This window comes from Rhizobium sp. GCM10022189 (assembly GCF_042656325.1).
In the GTDB taxonomy this organism is placed as follows: domain Bacteria; phylum Pseudomonadota; class Alphaproteobacteria; order Rhizobiales; family Rhizobiaceae; genus Rhizobium.
In genome coordinates this window covers 308,987-328,456 of sequence record NZ_JBHSOR010000046.1, presented here as the reverse complement: position 1 = coordinate 328,456, position 19,470 = coordinate 308,987, and the positions used below count along the sequence as shown (strand labels likewise).

Genomic DNA, 19,470 nt, shown 5'->3' with positions numbered 1-19,470 from the left:
ATTGGCCAGCAATACCGGCAAAAGTAGCGAGATCATTGAATGCCACCTGTTTTGACGCTATATAGTGTCAATGATAGCGGCATGGAGATGGATCATGGGCCTGGCACAATATGCAGATGACGGGCTGTTCGCCCCCCGCAAGATCGCCGATGCCTTCCGCACGACCAGCGAGGAGATTGCCCGCACCGCCGGTCTCGGCAAGGATGCGATCCAGCGCAAGGACCGACTGCGCTCGGACAAGACGCAGCGGCGGCTGCGCGAGATGATCGAGGTCGTCAATAAGGTCGAACCCCGCTTCGGATCGGCGCTGATGGCCTATGCCTGGTATCGTTCCGAACCCCTGTCGGGCTTTTCCGGCCAGACGGCGATGCAGCTCGTTCGCGACGGGCGGGCGGAGGAAGTGCTCGACTATATCGATGCGATCGATGCCGGCGTCCACGCCTGATCCCGGCCGATGCGCTACGAAGGAAAGCTCTATCGCGCGCTGAACCCGATCTATGCCCGCCAGCCGCTCTCCGGCCGCGGCGCGGAGCTTTATGGCGGTCGCTTCAATCCCAAGGGAATGCCGGCGCTCTATACGTCGCTCTCGGTACTGACGGCGCTCAGGGAGGCCAATCAGGTCGGCAGCCTGCAGCCGACGACACTCGTCTCCTACGAGGCCGATATCGAACGCGTCTTCGACACGAGGGACGAGAGCGCCCTCCAGGCGCTCGGCATCGATGCCGCGGCACTTGCCTCACCAGGCTGGCGCGATGAAATGAGGGTCAAGGGCGAAGCGAGGACGCAGGCTTTTGCCCGACACCTCGCATCCGAAGGCTATCACGGGCTGCTGGTCAGGAGTTTCGCGCCCGCAGCGAGAGCCGAAGATATCAATCTTGTCCTGTGGCGGTGGGGCGACAAGGCGCCCTGCCGGCTGACCTTGATCGACGACGAGGGTAGACTGTCCTGACCGTGCAAGCCATCAGCGCCGGCCATCATTGCCGGCGCTGATAGTCTTTCGCATCTCAGGCGGCGCGTACCTTGTTCGGCCGTGCCCATTCCGGCAGCCAGTCGCCATGGCTGGCGAGCAGTTCGTCGACCAGCGACCAGATCTGGTCGAGATCGAGTTCGGCGGCCGTATGCGGGTCCATCATCGCGGCATGATAGATATGTTCGGGATTTTCCGTCATCAGTGCCTGGACCGTCAGTTCCTGGACATTGATGTTGGTGCGGATCAGCGCCGTCAGCTGCGGCGGCAGATCACCGATGAAGGTCGGCTGGATGCCGGAGGCATCGACGAGGCAAGGCACTTCTGCGGCGCAATTGGCCGGCAGTGAAGTGATGCAGCCATTGTTGCGCACATTGCCGTAGATGACCGAGGGTTCGCCGGTCCAGACCGAATTGATGATCGAGGACGCATATTCCTTCGACGGCTTGACTTCGATCGTGTCGGCAGACCGATAGGTCTCCGCCTGCCCCTTCCAGCGGGCGATCTGTTCGATGCAGCGCTTCGGATATTCATCGAGCGGAATGCCGAACTTCTCGATCAGGTCCTCGCGGCCTTCCTTGATGAAGTATGGCGTGTATTCGGCGAAATGCTCCGAGCTTTCGGTAACGAAATAGCCGAGACGCGTCAGCATCTCGTAGCGTACCTTGTTCGGGCAGCGCGGATTCCAGCCGGGCTTCGGCGCGCGGCCCTCGCGGTAGGCGCGCACCAGATCGGGATAAAGGTTCTTGTAGGAACCGTCCGGCTGGCGATGCTCGAACTTCAGGTAGAAGGCCATGTGGTTGATACCGGCCGAGCGGTAGCGGATCTCGTCATAGGGAATGTCGAGATCGTGGGCGAGTTCCATCGCCGTGCCCTGCACGGAATGGCAGAGGCCGACCTGTTTGATATCAGGGTATTTCTCGGCAATCGCCCAGGTATTGATCGCCATCGGGTTGACGTATTGCAGCATGATGGCGTTCGGGCAGACGGCGCGCATATCCTCGCAGATCTTCCAGAGATGCGGCACGGTTCTGAGGCCGCGCATGATGCCGCCGACGCCGAGCGTGTCGGCAATGGTCTGGCGCAGGCCGTATTTCTTCGGCACTTCGAAATCGGTGACAGTGCAGGGCTCGTAGCCGCCGATCTGGAAGGCGACGACGACGAAATCGGCGCCCGAGAGCGCCTTGCGCTGATCGGAATAGGTCTCCGCCTTCGCCTTCACGCCAAGCGTGGAAATCAGCTTGTTGACGACGATGGCGCTTTCTTCCAGCCGCTGCGGATTGATGTCCATGAGCGCGATCGTGGCCCCCGACAGCGCCGGACGCTGCAGGATATCGCCGACGATATTCTTCATGAAAACGGTGGAGCCAGCTCCGATGAACGCTATTCTGGGATTTGCCATATGAACCTCCGGCATTCTGAAATCAGGCTACCTCGAAAGCGGCTTTGACGAGCCGTTCGGTGTAGGGTGTCTTGGGATTGGAAAGGACTTCGTTGACAGGTCCCTCTTCCATGATCTTGCCGTGCTGCATGACGATGACACGGTGGCAGAGGGCACGCACGACTTTCAGGTCGTGCGAGATGAAAAGGTAGCTCAGACCCCGCTCGTCCTGCAGCTTGCGCAACAGCTCGATGATCTGCGCCTGGACGGAGAGATCGAGCGCCGAGGTCGGCTCGTCGAGCAGGATGAATTCCGGCTCCAGCGCAATCGCCCGGGCAATGGCGATGCGCTGGCGCTGGCCGCCGGAAAATTCATGCGGGAAGCGTGAGAGGATATTGCCGGGCATGCCGGCGGCGACCAGGGCCTCGCGCACGCGGTCGAGACGTTCTGCCCTGCTGGCGCCGAGCTTGTTGACGATGAGCCCTTCCTCGATGATCTGGCCGATCGTCATGCGCGGATTGAGCGAGGCGAAGGGATCCTGGAAGACGACCTGCATACGCGAGCGCAGAGACCGCATTTCCGCCCGCGACTTGCCGTGGATCGGCTGCCGGTCGAAATAGATCTCGCCATTGTCCGTATCGCTGAGCCTCAGCAGCGCCTGGCCGAAGGTGGTCTTGCCCGAACCGGATTCGCCGACGAGGCCGAGCGTCTCGTGCCGCCTCAGCGTCAGATTGAGGCTGTCGACGGCGACCAGCTCGCGCAGCTCCGGCTTGAAGAAACCGCCGTGGCGCATCATGAAGGAAACGCGCACACCGCGCGCATCGAGAATGATATCCGATCCCTCGGGCAGCGGATTGGCCTGGCCGCGCGGCTCGGATGCGAGCAGATGCTTGGTGTAGGGGTGCTGCGGATTGGCGAAAAGCTGTTCGGTCACATTGTGCTCGCGCATCTCGCCATGCTGCATCACGTAAACATAGTCGGAGAATTTGCGCACCACCGTCAGGTCATGGGTGATGAGGATCACCGCCATCCGCAATTCCTTCTGCAGGTTGCGGATGAGATTGAGGATCTGTGCCTGGACGGTGACGTCGAGCGCCGTCGTCGGTTCGTCGGCGATCAGCACATCGGGATCGTTGGCGAGCGCCATGGCGATCATGACGCGCTGGCGCTGGCCGCCGGAAAGCTGATGCGGGTATTGGCGCAACCGCGCCTCGGGATCGGGGATCTGCACCTGATTCAGCAGTTCCAGTGCCCGTGCCTCGGCCTGCCTGCGGCTCATCTTGCGATGAACCCGGATCGCCTCGACGATCTGGCTGCCGATCGTGTAGATCGGGTTCAGCGAGCTCATCGGCTCCTGGAAGATCATCGAGATGCGGTCGCCGCGCAGCCTGCGGCGGGCTTTCTCGGAAAATTTCAGGATATTGGCGCCATCATATTCGACGCTCGAGCGCGGCGAGATGACCGCGCGCTTGGAAAGCAGGCCCATGACGGTGCGCGCCGTCACGGATTTTCCGGAGCCGGACTCCCCGACAATGGCGATCGTTTCGCCGCGATAGAGCTGGAAGGAAATGTCCTTCACGGCTTCGACGGTGCCGTGCTCGACCTTGAAGTTCACGCCGATATTGCGCGCATCGATAACAGGGCTTTCCGTGCGGCCATCGTGATCGTGACGGACGGGCGGGGCGAAGGAACTGACGAGAGCGAGAGCCATCTTCATCACCTCAATAGGGATCGACCGCATCGCGCAGACCGTCGCCCAACGCATTGAAGGCGAAGACGGTGATCAGCACGAAGGCGACGGGAGCGAGAATCCAGGGGTAGGTTCCGATGACGGAATAGTTGGCCGTATCCTGCAGCATCAGCCCCCAGGAAATCAGCGGCGGCTTTACGGCAAAACCCAGGAAGCCAAGGAAGGATTCGAGCAGCACAACGCTTGGAATATGGATGGTGACGGCTACGATCACATGGCTCATCACATTCGGAAAGATGTGCTGGAAGATGATGCGCCGGTCGGTGGCACCGACCGCCATTGCCGCCCGCACATATTCGATACGCGCCAGCGCCAGCGTCTTGCCGCGCACCTCGCGCGACATCTGCGCCCAGCCGAGCGCGGACATGACGAAGATCACGAAGGCGAGGAAGACATTGGTCGGCGCCGTGATCGGGATCAGCGAGGTCAGCGCGAGATAGAGCGGCAGCTGCGGGAAGGCGAGCACCAGTTCGACGAAACGCTGCACCCAGATATCGAAAGTGCCGCCGTAATAGCCTGAGACCATGCCGACCATGGTGCCGACGACGGTGACGATGAAGACCACCGTCAGCGCGATCATCAAGGAGATGCGCGAGCCGATGATGGCACGCGAGAGCACATCACGGCCAAACTTGTCGGTGCCGAGGAAATGCACCGGCTGACCATCGGCCGAACCGAAGAAATGGCGATTGGCGGGGATGAGGCCGAGCAGATTGTAATCGGCACCCTTGACGAAGAAGCCGAGCAGGCGCGGATTGTCATAATCCAGGCCGACGATCGGCTGGAAGGTGACGGGATCAAGCTCTTCGGAATCGGCCAGCGCATAGACGCGCGGCCAGACGAGATTGCCTTCCTTGTCGTGGATGCTGACGAGCTGCGGCGGCGCGAAGCCGACATCGGTCGCCTTCGGGTCCATCGGCGCGAAGAAATCGGCAAAAAGCGCCATAATGATCAGGAGGCCGACGAGGATCAGGCCGATCATGCCGGTCCAGGAGCGCCGCAAACGGCGCCAGACCAGCGCCATGTAGCTCTCATTGCCGTGGCCGGCGTTCTTGACCGTTTCCTCATGCGGCGGTGGCGGCGTGGAAGAGTCGAAGGCAAACATATCAGGCTCCTCCATATTGACGGACCCGCGGATCGAGCATGGCAAGCAGCATGTCGGCGATGATATTGCCGACGATCAGCGTCGCCGAGAGCACCAGCATGAAGGTCGCGGTGACATAGACATCGCCGATCGCCATGGAGCCGACGATGGCCGGACCGACGGTCGGCAGGGTGAAGATGATTGCGGTCTCGATCTCGCCCGTCAGCATGTAGGGAAGCACGACACCCTGATACATGACGAGCGGATGCAGCGCGTTCGGCACGGCATGGCGCATGACGACCGCCCCGCCCGAAAGGCCCTTGGCGCGCGCCGTCTCGACATATTGAGCGTTCAGCGTATCCAGCAGATTGCCGCGCATCACCCGCATGTTATAGGCGAGCCCGCCGAAGGTGGCGATCGCGACCACCGGCCAGACATGGCTGACGAGATCCATGAATTTCGCCCAGGACCACGGCGCCCCGCCATATTGCGGCGAGAAGAAACTGCCGATCTCCGTGACGTTGAACTGGAAGACGAGCAGATAGACGATGATCAGCGCCATGAGGAAGCGCGGCACCGTCATGCCCAGAAACGAGATGCCGGATAGGAGGCTGTCGATCCAGCTATACTGGCGGGTGGCCGCCCAGATGCCGAAGGTAATGCCGAGAATGGATGCGAAGATGTGGCAGACCAGCGCCAGAGCCAGCGTGCGCGGCAGGCGCTCGCCGACCACATCGGCCACCGGCTTGTTGTAATACATGCTGTAGCCGAAATCGCCTTCGGTCACGATGCCCTTGACCCAGTTGACGTACTGGACAACGAGCGGCTTATCGAGGCCATGCTCGACACGGTAGGCCTCAGCCTGCGCATCGGCCTGGGCAAAGGAGGCTCCGCCCTGATTGATCAGCTGTGAACGGATATAGTCTGCATAATCTCCGGGCGGTGCCTGGATGATGGCAAAGGTTACTACGCTCAGGATGAAGAGGACGGGGATCGCCGAGGCGATGCGCATGAGCAGGAATCGTAGCATCGGACGGTTCGCTTCTCCTTGCCGTCAGCCGCTCGTCTCCAGCGCGGCCGGCTTGTTGGTTCTGACCGGCCGCGCGCATCACGCGCGGCCGGAATTTCTTCTTTCGGGAGGGAGCTAGTTAATCGGACCCTTGTCGCCGGGCTTGCCGGGCAACTGACCGGGGAAGAGTTCGTACTTGCCCTGCTTGTCTGCGGCCACCCACAGGCGTTCGCGGATGACGGAGTCTTCGGCCCAGTTGAACATCATGATCGGCGTGCCCTCAGGGATGTTCGAGAAGCGCTTGTTGATGATCAGCGCACCCGGATATTCCGTCAGGCCGACGGTGTCGACATGCTCCGTCGCCGTCTTCTGGTACTGTTTCATCAGCGCTACACGTTCGTCATTGTCCTGGCTGGCACGGAACTTGTTGACGATGTCGGCAAGTTCCTTCTCGTAGGGCATGAGATCGAGCTGGTCATCCTTGCCGGCGCGGTGATGCCAGCTGGTGCGCGGGCCGACCGCGGCAAGCTGCTCGGTATTCTGCACCACGGAGGCAAGTTCGGACGCATTGCGCTGGATCAGCCAGTCGAACTGGCCGGCATAATGCGCATTATCGCGCTTCGGACCGTCGAGGGCATTGATGATGACCTTGAGCCCAAGCTTTTCCATCTGGCCGACGACGCCTTCAGCCAGGCTCTTGTCGGTGGCGTAGCCGTTGTTGACGAGAAGCACGATCTCGACATCCTTGCCGCCTTCGGTTCCGGCCGGGAAGTTCACGAAGCCGTCGCCATCCGTATCCTTCAGGCCCACCTTGGCAAGCAGCGCCTTGGCACCCTTGAGATCGAAGGGATAATAGACGGTCGAGTTGCGATCGTAGAAGCTGGTGCCCGAAGACAGGCCGCCGGCATAGATCGCCGTGAACGGACCCTTGACGAGGGAATCGCCGATCGCCTTGCGGTCGATCGCCATGGTCACGGCCTTGCGGAAGTCCTCGTTGCGGTTGAGTTCGCGGATCGCCTGGCCGCGGGCGTCGGGATCACCCCAGCCGTTGGCCGAGAGGTTCATGCGCAGGTTATAGCCGATGAGACGCGGGCCGAAGGCAAGACGCGCCGGAGCGGTCTTTTCGGCGGCACGCTTCAGCGAGGCGACGAAATTTTCCGGCTGCTCGAGATTCGAGAAGTCGGCGGAGCCGGCAACGGCCTGCACGTCGCGGTCGGCCCAGGTCGAGAGCTTGTACTGCAGCTCGTTGAGGTAAGGCAGCTGGTTGCCCTTCTCGTCGACCTTCCAGTAATAGGGATTGCGGCGCATGACGATGATATCGTCAGGCCGGTATTCGACCGGCACCCAGGCGCCCATGACCGGCATGTTCATGAATTCCGGCGGGAAGGCGTTCTTGAACTGGTCGTAGGTGTTCTTCGAATATTTCGGATGCTGCGGCTTCAAAATATGCGAGGGACCCGGGCAGAAGTTCGGGTAGGCCATCGTATAGAGGTATTGCTTCGGGAAGGCTTCCTTGAAGGTCCATTCGACGGTGTAGTCGTCAATCTTCGTGAGCGTCGTGCCTTCACCGAAAGCTTCCGGCGATGCGCCGCCGCCAAGCGGCGACACGTTCGGATCGATAACCTCGTCTTCCCAATAGAACATGACGTCGTCGGCATTGAACGGCGCGCCGTCGGACCATTTGGCCCCTTCGATCAGATGCATGGTGAGCTTGTGGCCGTCCTGCGACCACTCCCAGCCCTTGGCGAGGTTCGGCAGCGGCTCGGTATCCTTGGCTTCCACCTGGAAGAGCGGCGCAGTGCGCGTCAGGCATTCGGAGAGGCCGATATCGATGCCGCCCCAGCCCTGCGTCTGGCCGGCGCCGTAATTCCAGCCTTCCGGCCGGCCGCCGATGACATGGCGCATCACGTCACCATAGACGCCGGTGCCGTCAGGCATGTTGCCGGTCTTGAAGACCAGCGGCTCCTTCGGCAGGCGATCCTTGACCGGCGGCAGCTTGCCGCTGTCGACGAAATTCTTCGTCACCCAGTCCGGCTCGTGATATTCCGGCAGCGCCTTGAACTCCAGGATGGAGTCGCGCGACACATATTTGATCTTGCCTTCCGCCGGGAATGCCGGCGGGGCCGGCGGCACCGTCGGCTCGGATGCGTGGGCATTCAGGGCCGCGACTGAAACGCCAAGCGCCAATCCCGCCAGGATGCCGATTTTACGGAAATTCGTCATCGTCTCTCCCTCTTGTTCCGGAGCGCTCGCACGCGTCTCCGCTTCTCCTCAAACATGATGACGGAAGCTCGAGTGCGACGGCCTTCCTCCCGAAGACCGCCGCAGCCTCCTTCACCTGATCTAGACGGCCTGCTTCAGCGCCGCCTTTTCGACGCGAAGCTCCTCAATGGAGCGGACATGGCGGCGTGCTGCCCCTTCCCACTCCCTCGTCTTCACCTTGGCGTTCGCCAGCCGCTCCTTCGCGGCCGGGACCGCATGCGCATATTGCGGCAGCCAGCGGGCCTGGGCGACGACCATCTCATCGACCATCTGCCACACCTCTTCCGGCGTCGAGACGGCTCCGACAAGCGGATCGTGCAACACGGCGAGCTTCAGGAGATCGATATCACCCGCGATAGCGGCATGAACCGACATGCGCTGGACATTGATCGACGAAATGCAGGTTGCCGCGCAGGCTTCCGGGATGGTGATGCCGGAGACCATGTTGATGCCGAAGCGATCGACGAAGCCGGGCGACTCGATGATCGCGTCCGACGGCAGGTTGGTGATGACGCCGGTATTCTTGACGTTGAAGTGACCGCGATAGACACGACCGGTCTCGAGCGCCTCAAGGATATGGCTTGCGTGTTCGTTGGAGCGCTTGGCCGGATCGATCGGCTTTTCGGCAGAGGCAAGGAATTGTGGGAATTCCGTTTCGAACCAGTTGCGGGTCTCGGTCGAGTGGCGCAGATAACCGCCGGTCTCGCCGTGGATCCAGTCGGACATATCGATCCAGCGGGTAATTTCCTCCGGCCGTTTGCGGTACCAGGGCAGGTATTCCGAGAGATGGCCGTTGCTTTCGGTCGAATAGACGCCGAAGCGCTTCAGGACGTCGATGCGCAGCTTCTCCTGCTGCGAATAGACCGGATGCGCCTCGAAGGCGGCAACCAGCTCGTCCTTGCCGATCTTGCGGCCGTTCAGGCGCAGATCGACGAACCAGGTCTGGTGGTTGATGCCGGAGCAGACATAGTCGAGTTCGCTCTGCGACCTGGCGCCGAGCACTTCGGCGATCTGTTCTGCACCGTGCTGGACGCCATGGCAGAGGCCGACCGTATCGACCTTGCCATATTCGATGGCGGCCCAGGTGTTCATCGCCATCGGGTTGGCATAGTTCAGGAACTTGGCCCCCGGTGCCGCCACCTCGCGGATATCCTTGCAGAAATCGAGGATGACCGGAATGTTGCGCTGGCCGTAGAGAATGCCGCCAGCGCAGATCGTATCGCCGACGCACTGGTCGATGCCGTATTTCAGGGGAATCCGGATATCGTCGGCATAGGCTTCCAGCCCACCGACGCGCACGCAGCTGATGACGTAGCGTGCGCCTTCGAGCGCCTTGCGCCGGTCCGTCGTTGCCGTCACCCTGGTCGGCAGCCTGTTTGCCTCGACGATCTTGTCGAGAATGGCCTTGATCATCTGAAGGTTATGTTCGCTGAGGTCGGTCAGCGCGAATTCGATATCCTTGAATTCCGGCACGCAGAGAATGTCCGTGAACAGCTTCTTGGTGAAGCCGACGCTGCCTGCCCCGATAATAGCGATTTTGAAACTCATATCCTTCACCTCGATCCGATCAAATGCTAGGGAGAAAGACAGCAAAGGAGGGCCGGGCGCCATGCTTGCGCATGTCGTCCAAAAATACCGGAAATGGTGCCTGTATTCCTCCCGGCCGTTCTTTCGACCGCGATCTCTTCCTCTTGTGAGAGGGGATTATGCGCATATTCGGCAGAGCGGCCAGAGAAGGATTATGCTTTCGAGGGTAATTTTGTGCTGCAGGATTTGATCGCCAACGGCCAGTCGATGAGGACGGTTTCGCTGCCGCGCGGCCGCCAGCGCCTGCACGCCATGCCGACAAGCGCCGGCTATGAGGTGCGCGAAGACGAAACCTATGACTGGGACGGCCGGAAGCGCGGCCAGACACCGTTCACGGTGCTGCAGCACACGATCAGCGGCACCGGCCGCTTGCGCTACCAGAACCGCAACTACAAGCTCCAGAGCGGCGATACGATGATGGTGCTCGTACCGCATAACCACCGCTACTGGCTGGAAAAGGGCGAGCGCTGGGAATATTTCTGGATCTCGATGAACGGCGAGGAGACGCTGCGCATCCACAAGATGGTGCTGGCGCTCGCCGGTCCGGTTCTGAAACTGCAGCAGTCGACCATCGATCATCTGGCCGATTGCAGCCTGCGCCTTGTCAAGGGCGCAAACACCCCCGGCTCGGCCTCGGCAATCGCCTATGAAGCCGCCATGGCGCTCTACGACGACATTTTCGGCTCACCCGCCTTCATGGCCGAGCAGAGCGCCATGCAGCCGGTGATCGACCATATCAACGCCAATCTGGAAAAACCGCTGCCGGTCAGCGAGCTTGCGGCGATCGTCGGCCTCAGCCGCGCCCATTTCTCCCGCAGCTTCGCCGAAAGCGAAGGCGTGCCGCCGGCCGAATATGTGCTGCAGCAACGCCTGCAGCGCGCCGCCAAGCTCCTGACCAAGGCGGATTTCCTGCCGGTCAAGGAAGTCTCGATCATGTGCGGCTTCGAGGATGCCAATTATTTCGCCAAGGTTTTTCGGCGGGTTTACGGCATCACGCCGACGGAGTTCCGGACGACGGGCATGTATGCGAGCATCGGCCGTAGCCGGTAGGAAATAAGTCCTGGCGAATTGGCTGGTCACTAACTTTCGTCAAGAAAATTAAACGACCTTAAATCCTTCGATGGAACTTTGAAATTTGCCGTTAAGCTCCACAACAACCCATAGTTTTGTATTCATCGGAGCACCAAGCCGCGGCCTGGCATATACCATCAAGAACTCATCCGTTATTGTTGTCTGATCAACGATATCTACATTGATTTCTGAAATTTTATTATTTCCGTTTTTATCACTCGATATGTATACATCTATCTTTTTCTTGCTAAAGCCGTGACCTACGATCTTAAAGCTCTTATTGGCGAAAAGCGGAGCCTCCACAGGGTCCGGGTCCAAAATAAGAATTTCAACGTCAGCTGCAGCTTTACCGTCGGACATGTTGGCCTCCCCAGTCTGGTCCTATGGGTCAATCACTATCGCCTGATCTGCGAGGTAAGAATCCGCCTGATCTCGACATCACGCCCCCGGAACGTGAAAAGGAGCCGCCCGAACGAGACATTCCACCGCTTGCTCTGGGATCAGCCGAGAGTTCAGCCGAGAGTAAAATTTGCTCAAAAGTTCCTGTTTCGGCATCGAGTCTCATCGAGAGGTCGGATTTGTCATAGATCCAGACCCTCATCTCCCGGGCAAGAGCTCCAATTTGGGAACCGAGGCCCGTTCGTGCACTTGAGCCCGGAGAACGAGACAAGGCGTCGTACCTGAGAGAACTCGGAGGGGGGCCATCGGGATCCGCGCCGGAGCCGTGAACGACGAAGATTGCTGGACGCGCCAGCTCTACGAAAACTCCCTCGAAAGAGAAGGCATAGATTCGCGCGAGCGTGGCCTCATCCGAACCTAGCTGACGCCGTAGAAACCTGTTCCTTCCCGTCCTGGGTATATCGAGGGACCCGTAGACGCTGCCTCTGATAATCAGATCGCTGAGTTCGCGCCCGAACAAGTATACAGCTGATACTCCGAGTAATGTTTCTTCGTCTGCCACGTCTGCCTCCATCTACTGATTATTGACCAATGCCTGATCTCGACAGCAAAACCTGCTCGCGATAGCTCATCCTCGGAAATTCCAGATAATCTATCGGCAGCAAGATCCGCCCGGAGTGAACATGGCTGCGGTGCTCGCCGCCTTTGAGGTGCCTGCCGGCATGCAATTCACCGATCGCCCTCTGACCGAAATTTCTGGCAATGATCCTGGCGAACCGGCCGCCGCTTTCCTCCCGATCGATTGCCAGCATCGCTTCGGCGACGTCGCCATAATCTAGAAAGTCGGGCGCGAGAGCCCAGAGGGTTTCTGCCAGATAGGTGCCGGCGATATCTCGTGCCTCAAGCAGCGCCTCGACGAATCCATCGGAGTTGCGGTCAAAAGCGCGGTCGAAAGCATCTTGCACGGACGCTTCGACAGAGGCATCGAACTCGGCAATATCCGCCAGATCTTCAACCGCCCGCGAAATCAGGCCGCGCGCCACCAGGCTCTCGTGGAAGATATCGACGATAATGTCGAACAGCGCGCCGGTAAGCGGTTGCGAGAGTTCGTGCTCGTCCTTCCAGCCATGAGCGAACTCTTCCATCGTCCTCTTGTTGTTTGCCGAGCGAATCTGGCGATGCGGCGAAAATTCCGAAAAGCGCGACAGGCGATTGGCGCGGTGAAGGTTGCCGCCTGTCTCCTCAAGAACATTGTCGATCACCGAGGGAAAATGCATGGCAGCGATCAGCGACACGCAGTCCGAAAATGCCTCCTGGAAGCCGAGATATTCCGGATATTCGGTTCCCGGCTCCGGCACGCCCAGGACGCTGAAGATGATCGCGTGCCCCACTTCATGGGCCACGACATCGAAATCCAGGCTGAAGGGAAGGATGCGCCCGTCCTTCTCGAACTGGCTGCCGACTTCGAGAAAACCATAGCCGTACTGGGCATTGTTCCACTGCGGCAGGATGGAGATTTCCAGACGGTCGTAATGATCGCGAAAATGCCAGGTGAGCGGCTGGCCGAGATAGCGCTCCCAGACATCCAGCGTGAACCGCACGCAGCCGAACACATGCGCGGCTTCGAAGCCGGGCGTGGAAGGCTGCAGATAGTCGAAATTGCCCCACGCGTCAGGAGCGGCCGGCTCGATAATCCTTCCCGTCCAGGGCGGCAGATACATATAGGGGGTTCCGAGAGGGCCGCGGTTCACACCGTAAGGATTGATCTTGCCGACCGGCTCCACGACGAACATGCGATCGTCGGCCGGACCAGCTTTCACGCTGCCCCGCGGCGACGACACTTCGACAATCTCGGGGCTTGACCGAGCATCTTCAAACGGAGGCTGCACAAAAAGTCTGAACCGGGTGCCCATCCGCTTCCCCCTCAATAGACTTTTCTGAATGCCAGTTTAAGTTGATCCTCGACGCTCGCGACATATTTAGCAAGTACTGAAATAGTACTAGTGGGCTGCCGCCGGCATGCGGGCGCTATTCGGACAGTTCAAGCAGTCTCGAATAGCGGGGATGATCGCGGATGGGATCGAGGTCGGAATCGTTCTTGAACCATAACCGCATCTCGATGCCGACTTGGGGCATCCAGACCTCGAGCAGGTCTATCGCCCGGTCGATTTCGCCGAGCAATGCATAGGTGCAGGCGGCATTGTACTGAATGTTGATGTCGTTGGGATCGGTCGCGAGCGCACGCGCCAACCAGTCCAGCGCCATGTCGCGGATACCGAGAAAAGCCAGCGCCGTCGCGCCGAGACATGCGACATTGGCATTTTCCGGATGCAGGTGCAGCTCTTCCTCCGCCTTTTTCAAGGCAATCCGAGCGTAGCTCCTGGCCTTGTCGATTTGCCCCAGCGAACGAAAGACGTTCACAAGCATGATCGGCGCACCATAATCGGCAGGCTTGATCTCCATCGCGCGCTGGAAATATGTCGCCGCCAGTTCGAACTGACCGTCGGTGACGCAGAATTCCGCATAGTATCTATTGGCCTCGTGGCAATTGGCATCGAGCGACAACGCCTGCACGAATGCTGAAACCGCCTCGGCGCGATTGCCGGCCACCGCCAGCGCAAACCCCTTGGCGGCATGGGCCTCGGCCAGATTGGCGTCGATAACAAGCGCCCTCGCCGCGTTGGCGAGAATATCCTCCACCGGAATTTCCGAGCCGAACTGGGACCGCAGGCGCGCGTCGCAAACCGCAATACCGGCATAGGCGCGGGCATAGTCCGGATCCAGTTCGATGGCCCTTGCGAAACTCTGCCTGGCCATCAGGTGGTTTGAGCGGGAGGCGATATGATAATATTCACGCCCCCTGAGGAAGTGCGTGTAGGCATCGACATTGCCTGTCGGCGCCTGCTCTATTGCCTTCTTTTCCTCCGGGAGCAGCTTGACCTTGAGTTGCTCGACGATCGCCTTCACGATCTCGTCCTGCATTTCGAAGATATCGGTGAGGTCGCGGTCGTAACGCGCGGCCCAGACATGGCCGTCGCTGGCCGCTTCGATCAATTCCGCATTGATCCTGACGTGATTGTCCACCTTGCGCACGCTGCCTTCCACGATATAGGCGACGCCGAGTTCGGCGGCGATGCGCTGCAGGTTCTCGCTGCGGCCCTTCCACGCGAAGACGGTGTTGCGGCTCAGCACGAACAGGCCCGAAACATTCGACAGATCGGTGATCAGGTCTTCGGTAATGCCGTCGCTGAAAAAATCCTGCTCGGGATCGTTGCTGATATTGGCGAATGGCAGGATGGCGACCGAAGGCTTGTTGACGGGTGCCTTTGTGTGACTACCCGTGACAGGCGGAGCCTCCTCTTTGGGGGCGACATTGCCCCAATCGGCAAAATAGACGTGAACCGGACGGGCAATGTTCTTGACGGTCACGGCGCCCTGGTCGGCGAAATCCAGATCGAGCTTGTTTGCAACTTCGTGGCGCACGGCTGCCGAACAGGCAATACCACCGGGCGCAGCAAGGGCCTGCAGCCGGACCGCGACATTGATGCCATCCCCGTGAAAATCATCCGCATCAAAGACGATGTCGCCCAGATTCAAGCCTATTCGGAACGCAAAATGCCTGTCCGCCGGGATTCCGGCATTGCGCTCCATCATGCCGCGCTGGATTTCGACCGCACAACGGGCAGCACTCAGCACGCTCCCGAACTCGACGAGAAAACCGTCGCCCATGACCTTGATTATATGTCCGCCATGGGTCGCAACAGCAGGATCGAAGAGCTCGCGTCGATGCTGGCGAAGGGCATTGAGCGTATCTTCCTCGTTCGCCTCCAGGAGACGGCTGTAGCCCACCACATCGGCGGCAAGAATAGCCGCCAAACGACGTTCAACAAGCTCTGCGCACATGCCCGTCTCCCCAACGCGCTGGTGGCAATACTTCTCAATTCTAGCAGCAAGAAAGTAATGTTGCCGAACGATCGGTTGACTTACAACAAAAATCTCCCTCTGCCGCCAAGGCGGCACCCGCCATCTTGCGGATTGCATCGTCTGGCTGAAAATTTTTCTTTGGGTACGCCTCACCCCAACATCTGCATCGAGCCCAGCCCCAGATTATCGTTCAGCAACGCGATCCCCATGCCGATCGCCACGATGGCGAGGCCGATCAGGAATAGGCGCCTGAGCGGTCGTATTTTTCAGCGATCAGGGAATCCCGCGCCGGCAGGTCTGCGAATACCTTCACCTGGAGGGTGATGCCGACGGTCAGAAACAGCATCGGCGCAATGTCGATGGCGCTCCAGTCATTGGGGTGGGAGACCCAGCGACCGATGACGTTCAGCGAGAAACCGAGAATGATCCCCGCCGCCGTCAGTGAGCCGTTGCGGAACGTTGCGTCGATCTTCTCCTCTGGATCGGGCTGCGGCATCTCGCTTCCCGGACGACGTTTCCATAAAGAAAGTCAGAAGCGACCGAGATCGGCAAGTCTTCTGCATTCCGGGCAAGCGCGGCATGAAACCAGGCACGGCGACGATCTAGGAGGGCGGCACCTCGGCCCACTGCGAAAATGTCGCCGCCTGGCCGAAGTCCTGTCCTTCCGCGTTCCGCAGCTGCCAGACTATGCCGTCTTCCATCCAGAATCGGCTCCCCGATTTCGTGACCCGGACGCCGCGATAGCCCGCCATGAAACCGTTTCGTGCCACCGCGTCGAGCAGAGCCTGACGCTCCGACCGCTCGCCGGGGCCGGCGGACAATCGGGATTGCAGCTTTACGAACTCGCTCCAGCTATAGCCGAAACGCCTCTGCGCGGCACAATTGGCATAGACGAAGACGGGATCGGCAGCCGTGTTGTGTGCAAGCACGACAAACGGGGCATCGCCATAGAGCCATTCAGGCCCCCGGTCCCTCGGCAGAAGGTCTCTGCCGACAAGACGCCGGAAGCTGCCGGTGAGAAGTTTGAAGAATTCGGGATCGTTCGGGTTCAACTGGCCGTTCAACTGCATCTCATGTCCTTCTTCGGCGCGCCACTCCGCGGGCCTTGTTCCCATCTAGTCGGGGGATATGGCACCGGTGCGGCAAAGAAGCTTTCCTGCTGAAACGGGAGGCAAGGGCGGGCAGCCCGATTGCGCCCGTTGCGACAATCGGGCTGCCGTCGTCCGTCAGAAATAGATCGACATGACCAGATCCTGGTCGAAATCGCCGAACCCCTTGCCGAAGAGGTTCATGCCGCCGGGATTGTCGGCGTTTTCGTCGATGCCGATACGGAAGCGGATCGAGTGATGGTCGGCGATACCGAGCGAGGCGATGGTCTGGGTCGAAACCATGGCGCCGTCGATCCACGTGCCGGTCTCGTCGATCGTCCAGGTCTTGAGCTTGCCGTATTGCGAGCCCGAGAGCTTCCACCAGGACGGCGAATACATGCCGCGGCGATCGCCGTAATCGCCGGGCGAGGTCCAGTGGCCCGCCTTGATGCCGTTGACCCATATCGAAATGTCGGAAGGCCAGTTGGCATTCGTGGCCGGCGTCTCGGAGCTCAGCTCGGCGGTGAATTCGACCTTGCGGATTTTCTTGCCCGTCACCTTGGCATTGTTCGGGAATTTGTACTCGACGTAACCGCGGGTAAACCAGAGCAATGCCGCCTGCATGCGCTGCGGATCGAGAAAGACCTCCTGCACGTCCAGCATGCCGATGACGTTGTTGACCGAACAGAGGCCGCAGGGTGCTTCCACGTCGAACTCGGTGAAGAGGCCGATCGGCATGCTGACGGTCACGACGTCCTCGCTAGCCTTGGTGCCGTTGGTATCGAAGCGGATGAGGATTTCGTCGTAGATGCTGGAGCAGACCTTCTGATTTCCCTTGGTCGCCTTCATCGTCTGCGTCTGGATGAGGCCCGCCTGCTCGAGCGATTTCAGGTTGGTTGCCGTCGTCGATTGCGGCAAGCGCATCTGCGCCGCGATGTCGTTGACATTCAGCGGCCCCTTCTGGCGCAGCAGGTTGAGGATTTCGATACGCGTCGGGGAACCGAGTGCCTGGACGACATCAACGTCCCTCATCGGATCGACGGTCAGAAGTTTCGTCTCCATACCTTGATACTGGTTCTCCAGTCTTTCTTGTTGGTTTCCGCTGATATCACGGCGTCATGTCCCATGTCGCCGCTCTTTTTCGGGGGCGCCGGCCCGCGCCTCGGGAGAGCTGTCGCGGACCGGCAGGGCCTTCTCACCTCGGCCCGGAAGCAAATCTTTCATGCGCCTATCCCTTGATGCCCGATGACAGCATCAGGGCCTGCGTTACCCGCTTCTGGAACAAGAGGTAGGCGACGGCGACCGGCATCGCGGCAAGGATCGCAACCGCCATATCGCGCGCATATTTGACGCCGAATGCGTCTCTCGTCTGGGTGATGCCGACGGTGATCGTCATCATGTCGTCGGAGTTGGTGACGAGGAACGGCCAGAGGAAGGCGTTCCAGGCCATGATGTAGGTGATGATCGCAAGCGCGGTGGTAATGCCCCAGTTCAGCGGCAGATAGAGCTTGAACAGGATCTGGAATTCGCCGCAGCCGTCCAGCTTGGCAGCTTCGCGCAGCTCCTTCGGCACGGAATCGAAGAACTGCTTGTAGACGATGACGACGACCGGGACGATCAGCTGCGGCAGGACGATGCCGCCCCAGGTATTGATCAGGTTCAGCTTGTGCATCAGCACGAATTGCGAAATGACCAGCGCCTGCGACGGCACCATGAAGCTTGCCAGGATGATGCCGTAGAGAAGCCTGCGGCCGGGAAAGACGATCTGCGACAGTGCGTAGGCGCACATGACACTGATGAGGATGACGACAACAGTGACCGTCACCGACGTCACGATCGAGTTCAGGTACCAGGTCGACAGCTTCGTCTCGAAAAGCGCGTAATAATAGGCCGAGAAGTTGAGGACGTCGGGAATAAGCGTGGTCTTGTTGACCACATCCTGTTCCGGCTTGATGGATGTGACGATCGCCCAGTAGATCGGGAAAGCCCAGGTGCAGGCGATCACCAGCGTCAGGATAAGAAGCAGCGCGTTGCCGATTGTCTTGCCGGGCATCTCAGCGCTCCCTCACGCGCAGAAGCTGGTACTGCAGCACGGAAACGACGACGATGATCAGGAACAGGATCACCGCGACCGCGGAGCCGAGACCGCCGTGGTTCGAGCGGAAAGCCTCACGATAGACGAGCTGCAGGAGCACATAGGTGGAATTGAAGGGTCCGCCCTCGGTCAGAAGATAGACCTGGTCGAAGATCTTGAGCTGCAGGATGAGCTGCAACGTCAGCACCAGCGCCGTCACCGGCCAGATCAGCGGCCAGGTGATGCGCTTGAAACATTGCCAGCGCGTCGCGCCGTCGAGCATCGCCGCCTCGTAATAGTCGTTTGGAATGTTGCGCAGGCCGGCAATGAAGAGCAGCAGGTTGAAACCGTTGGTCCACCAGACAGTCACGAGCGCCACCATCGGCATGGCCCAGACCGGATCGCGAAAGACGCTGACGCGCGCGCCGGTGAAGGCTTCGATGATGAATTGCGCGATCCCGAATTGCTGGTCGAGAACCCATTTCCAGATCTGCGTGACGACGGAAACGGGAAGGATGTAAGGAATGAAGAAGAGCACGAGAACCAGGCTCTGCATCCAGCCTTTCAGGCGCACGACCATCAGCGCAAGGCCAAGGCCGATCAGCGTGTTCGGGAGGACCGTCAGCACGACGAAATAGCCGGTGTTCCAGACCGAAGTGTAGAAGAGCTTCTGGTGGAAGAGCCTCACATAATTGTCGAAGCCCACCCATTGGCCTTCGCCGACAAGCGGGGCGTCGGTAAAGCTCAAGGCGAACATCTTGTAGACCGGATAGGCAAAGACGGTCGCATAGGCGATCAGGAACGGTGCGATCATGACGATCGCCGTCAGCGTCTTGCGTCGCTTTTCAGTGTTGACCACAGATCATCTCCCTGG

General features: G+C 59.9%; 17 protein-coding genes and 1 pseudogene. 3 read left to right on the top strand and 15 right to left on the bottom strand.

Annotated elements, in window-relative coordinates:
- Positions 1-94: 94 nt before the first annotated feature.
- Together ACFPWW_RS19750 and ACFPWW_RS19745 are read left to right on the top strand one after the other, a co-directional pair.
- On the top strand, positions 95-445 hold the full coding sequence (locus ACFPWW_RS19750; RefSeq protein WP_112703047.1) for an MbcA/ParS/Xre antitoxin family protein: 351 nt from the start codon (positions 95-97) through the stop codon (positions 443-445).
- A 9-nt stretch (positions 446-454) separates the two neighbouring features.
- Positions 455-949, top strand: coding sequence for an RES family NAD+ phosphorylase (locus ACFPWW_RS19745; protein ID WP_377313013.1), 495 nt, complete (start codon positions 455-457; stop codon positions 947-949).
- A gap of 55 nt (positions 950-1,004) precedes the next feature.
- On the opposite strand, the gene ACFPWW_RS19740 is transcribed toward ACFPWW_RS19745, so the two are convergent.
- From ACFPWW_RS19740 to ACFPWW_RS19715, 6 genes are all read right to left on the bottom strand, one after another.
- Positions 1,005-2,369, bottom strand: coding sequence for an alpha-glucosidase/alpha-galactosidase (locus ACFPWW_RS19740; protein WP_112571172.1), 1,365 nt, complete (start codon positions 2,367-2,369; stop codon positions 1,005-1,007).
- A 22-nt stretch (positions 2,370-2,391) separates the two neighbouring features.
- Positions 2,392-4,059 carry an ABC transporter ATP-binding protein gene (locus tag ACFPWW_RS19735; RefSeq protein WP_377313012.1) on the bottom strand — a complete coding sequence of 556 codons (1,668 nt, stop codon included), beginning with the start codon at positions 4,057-4,059 and terminating at the stop codon, positions 2,392-2,394.
- Positions 4,060-4,069: 10 nt separating this feature from the next.
- A complete protein-coding gene (locus ACFPWW_RS19730) occupies positions 4,070-5,203 on the bottom strand; it encodes an ABC transporter permease (RefSeq protein ID WP_377313011.1) in 1,134 nt (377 codons plus the stop codon).
- A 1-nt stretch (position 5,204) separates the two neighbouring features.
- Positions 5,205-6,212, bottom strand: coding sequence for an ABC transporter permease (locus ACFPWW_RS19725; protein WP_112571174.1), 1,008 nt, complete (start codon positions 6,210-6,212; stop codon positions 5,205-5,207).
- Between the two features lie 114 nt (positions 6,213-6,326).
- On the bottom strand, positions 6,327-8,414 hold the full coding sequence (locus ACFPWW_RS19720; RefSeq protein WP_377313010.1) for an ABC transporter substrate-binding protein: 2,088 nt from the start codon (positions 8,412-8,414) through the stop codon (positions 6,327-6,329).
- Positions 8,415-8,534: 120 nt separating this feature from the next.
- Positions 8,535-10,001 carry an alpha-glucosidase/alpha-galactosidase gene (locus ACFPWW_RS19715; RefSeq protein WP_112571176.1) on the bottom strand — a complete coding sequence of 489 codons (1,467 nt, stop codon included), beginning with the start codon at positions 9,999-10,001 and terminating at the stop codon, positions 8,535-8,537.
- Positions 10,002-10,214: 213 nt separating this feature from the next.
- On the opposite strand from ACFPWW_RS19715, the gene ACFPWW_RS19710 reads away from it, so the two are divergent.
- Entirely contained in the window at positions 10,215-11,090 is an 876-nt protein-coding gene (locus tag ACFPWW_RS19710) for an AraC family transcriptional regulator (protein ID WP_112571177.1), read from the top strand.
- 48 nt (positions 11,091-11,138) lie between these two features.
- Here ACFPWW_RS19710 and ACFPWW_RS19705 read toward each other — a convergent pair whose 3' ends face one another.
- From ACFPWW_RS19705 to ACFPWW_RS19665, 9 genes and pseudogenes are all read right to left on the bottom strand, one after another.
- Positions 11,139-11,471, bottom strand: coding sequence for a hypothetical protein (locus tag ACFPWW_RS19705; protein WP_377313009.1), 333 nt, complete (start codon positions 11,469-11,471; stop codon positions 11,139-11,141).
- Positions 11,472-11,499: 28 nt separating this feature from the next.
- Positions 11,500-12,084, bottom strand: a complete 585-nt coding sequence (locus ACFPWW_RS19700) for a hypothetical protein (protein WP_377313008.1) — start codon at positions 12,082-12,084, stop codon at positions 11,500-11,502.
- A 7-nt stretch (positions 12,085-12,091) separates the two neighbouring features.
- Entirely contained in the window at positions 12,092-13,423 is a 1,332-nt protein-coding gene (locus tag ACFPWW_RS19695; RefSeq protein WP_112756360.1) for a hypothetical protein, read from the bottom strand.
- A 115-nt stretch (positions 13,424-13,538) separates the two neighbouring features.
- Positions 13,539-15,413 (bottom strand): TPR end-of-group domain-containing protein, encoded by a 1,875-nt coding sequence (locus ACFPWW_RS19690; protein WP_112756362.1) that lies wholly within the window; start codon positions 15,411-15,413, stop codon positions 13,539-13,541.
- A gap of 170 nt (positions 15,414-15,583) precedes the next feature.
- Positions 15,584-15,930: pseudogene (locus ACFPWW_RS19685) on the bottom strand (hypothetical protein).
- A 106-nt stretch (positions 15,931-16,036) separates the two neighbouring features.
- Positions 16,037-16,504 carry an MEKHLA domain-containing protein gene (locus tag ACFPWW_RS19680; protein WP_377313007.1) on the bottom strand — a complete coding sequence of 156 codons (468 nt, stop codon included), beginning with the start codon at positions 16,502-16,504 and terminating at the stop codon, positions 16,037-16,039.
- 156 nt (positions 16,505-16,660) lie between these two features.
- Complete coding sequence (locus tag ACFPWW_RS19675; RefSeq protein WP_112571184.1) at positions 16,661-17,584, bottom strand: ArsR/SmtB family transcription factor; 924 nt, start codon at positions 17,582-17,584, stop codon at positions 16,661-16,663.
- Positions 17,585-17,750: 166 nt separating this feature from the next.
- Positions 17,751-18,575 carry a carbohydrate ABC transporter permease gene (locus ACFPWW_RS19670; protein WP_112571185.1) on the bottom strand — a complete coding sequence of 275 codons (825 nt, stop codon included), beginning with the start codon at positions 18,573-18,575 and terminating at the stop codon, positions 17,751-17,753.
- Between the two features lies 1 nt (position 18,576).
- Positions 18,577-19,410 carry a carbohydrate ABC transporter permease gene (locus ACFPWW_RS19665; RefSeq protein ID WP_377313043.1) on the bottom strand — a complete coding sequence of 278 codons (834 nt, stop codon included), beginning with the start codon at positions 19,408-19,410 and terminating at the stop codon, positions 18,577-18,579.
- Positions 19,411-19,470: the final 60 nt, after the last annotated feature.

Bases quoted from the DNA above. Each gene is read 5' to 3' on its own strand.
- ACFPWW_RS19680 (WP_377313007.1), bottom strand. From the start codon at position 16,504: ATGCAGTTGAACGGCCAGTTGAACCCGAACGATCCCGAATTCTTCAAA.
- ACFPWW_RS19730 (WP_377313011.1), bottom strand. From the start codon at position 5,203: ATGTTTGCCTTCGACTCTTCCACGCCGCCACCGCCGCATGAGGAAACG.
- ACFPWW_RS19725 (WP_112571174.1), bottom strand. From the start codon at position 6,212: ATGCTACGATTCCTGCTCATGCGCATCGCCTCGGCGATCCCCGTCCTC.
- ACFPWW_RS19690 (WP_112756362.1), bottom strand. From the start codon at position 15,413: ATGTGCGCAGAGCTTGTTGAACGTCGTTTGGCGGCTATTCTTGCCGCC.
- ACFPWW_RS19745 (WP_377313013.1), top strand. From the start codon at position 455: ATGCGCTACGAAGGAAAGCTCTATCGCGCGCTGAACCCGATCTATGCC.
- ACFPWW_RS19665 (WP_377313043.1), bottom strand. From the start codon at position 19,410: ATGATCGCACCGTTCCTGATCGCCTATGCGACCGTCTTTGCCTATCCG.
- ACFPWW_RS19670 (WP_112571185.1), bottom strand. From the start codon at position 18,575: ATGCCCGGCAAGACAATCGGCAACGCGCTGCTTCTTATCCTGACGCTG.
- ACFPWW_RS19740 (WP_112571172.1), bottom strand. From the start codon at position 2,369: ATGGCAAATCCCAGAATAGCGTTCATCGGAGCTGGCTCCACCGTTTTC.
- ACFPWW_RS19695 (WP_112756360.1), bottom strand. From the start codon at position 13,423: ATGGGCACCCGGTTCAGACTTTTTGTGCAGCCTCCGTTTGAAGATGCT.
- ACFPWW_RS19705 (WP_377313009.1), bottom strand. From the start codon at position 11,471: ATGTCCGACGGTAAAGCTGCAGCTGACGTTGAAATTCTTATTTTGGAC.
- ACFPWW_RS19750 (WP_112703047.1), top strand. From the start codon at position 95: ATGGGCCTGGCACAATATGCAGATGACGGGCTGTTCGCCCCCCGCAAG.
- ACFPWW_RS19700 (WP_377313008.1), bottom strand. From the start codon at position 12,084: ATGGAGGCAGACGTGGCAGACGAAGAAACATTACTCGGAGTATCAGCT.
- ACFPWW_RS19675 (WP_112571184.1), bottom strand. From the start codon at position 17,584: ATGGAGACGAAACTTCTGACCGTCGATCCGATGAGGGACGTTGATGTC.
- ACFPWW_RS19715 (WP_112571176.1), bottom strand. From the start codon at position 10,001: ATGAGTTTCAAAATCGCTATTATCGGGGCAGGCAGCGTCGGCTTCACC.
- ACFPWW_RS19735 (WP_377313012.1), bottom strand. From the start codon at position 4,059: ATGGCTCTCGCTCTCGTCAGTTCCTTCGCCCCGCCCGTCCGTCACGAT.
- ACFPWW_RS19720 (WP_377313010.1), bottom strand. From the start codon at position 8,414: ATGACGAATTTCCGTAAAATCGGCATCCTGGCGGGATTGGCGCTTGGC.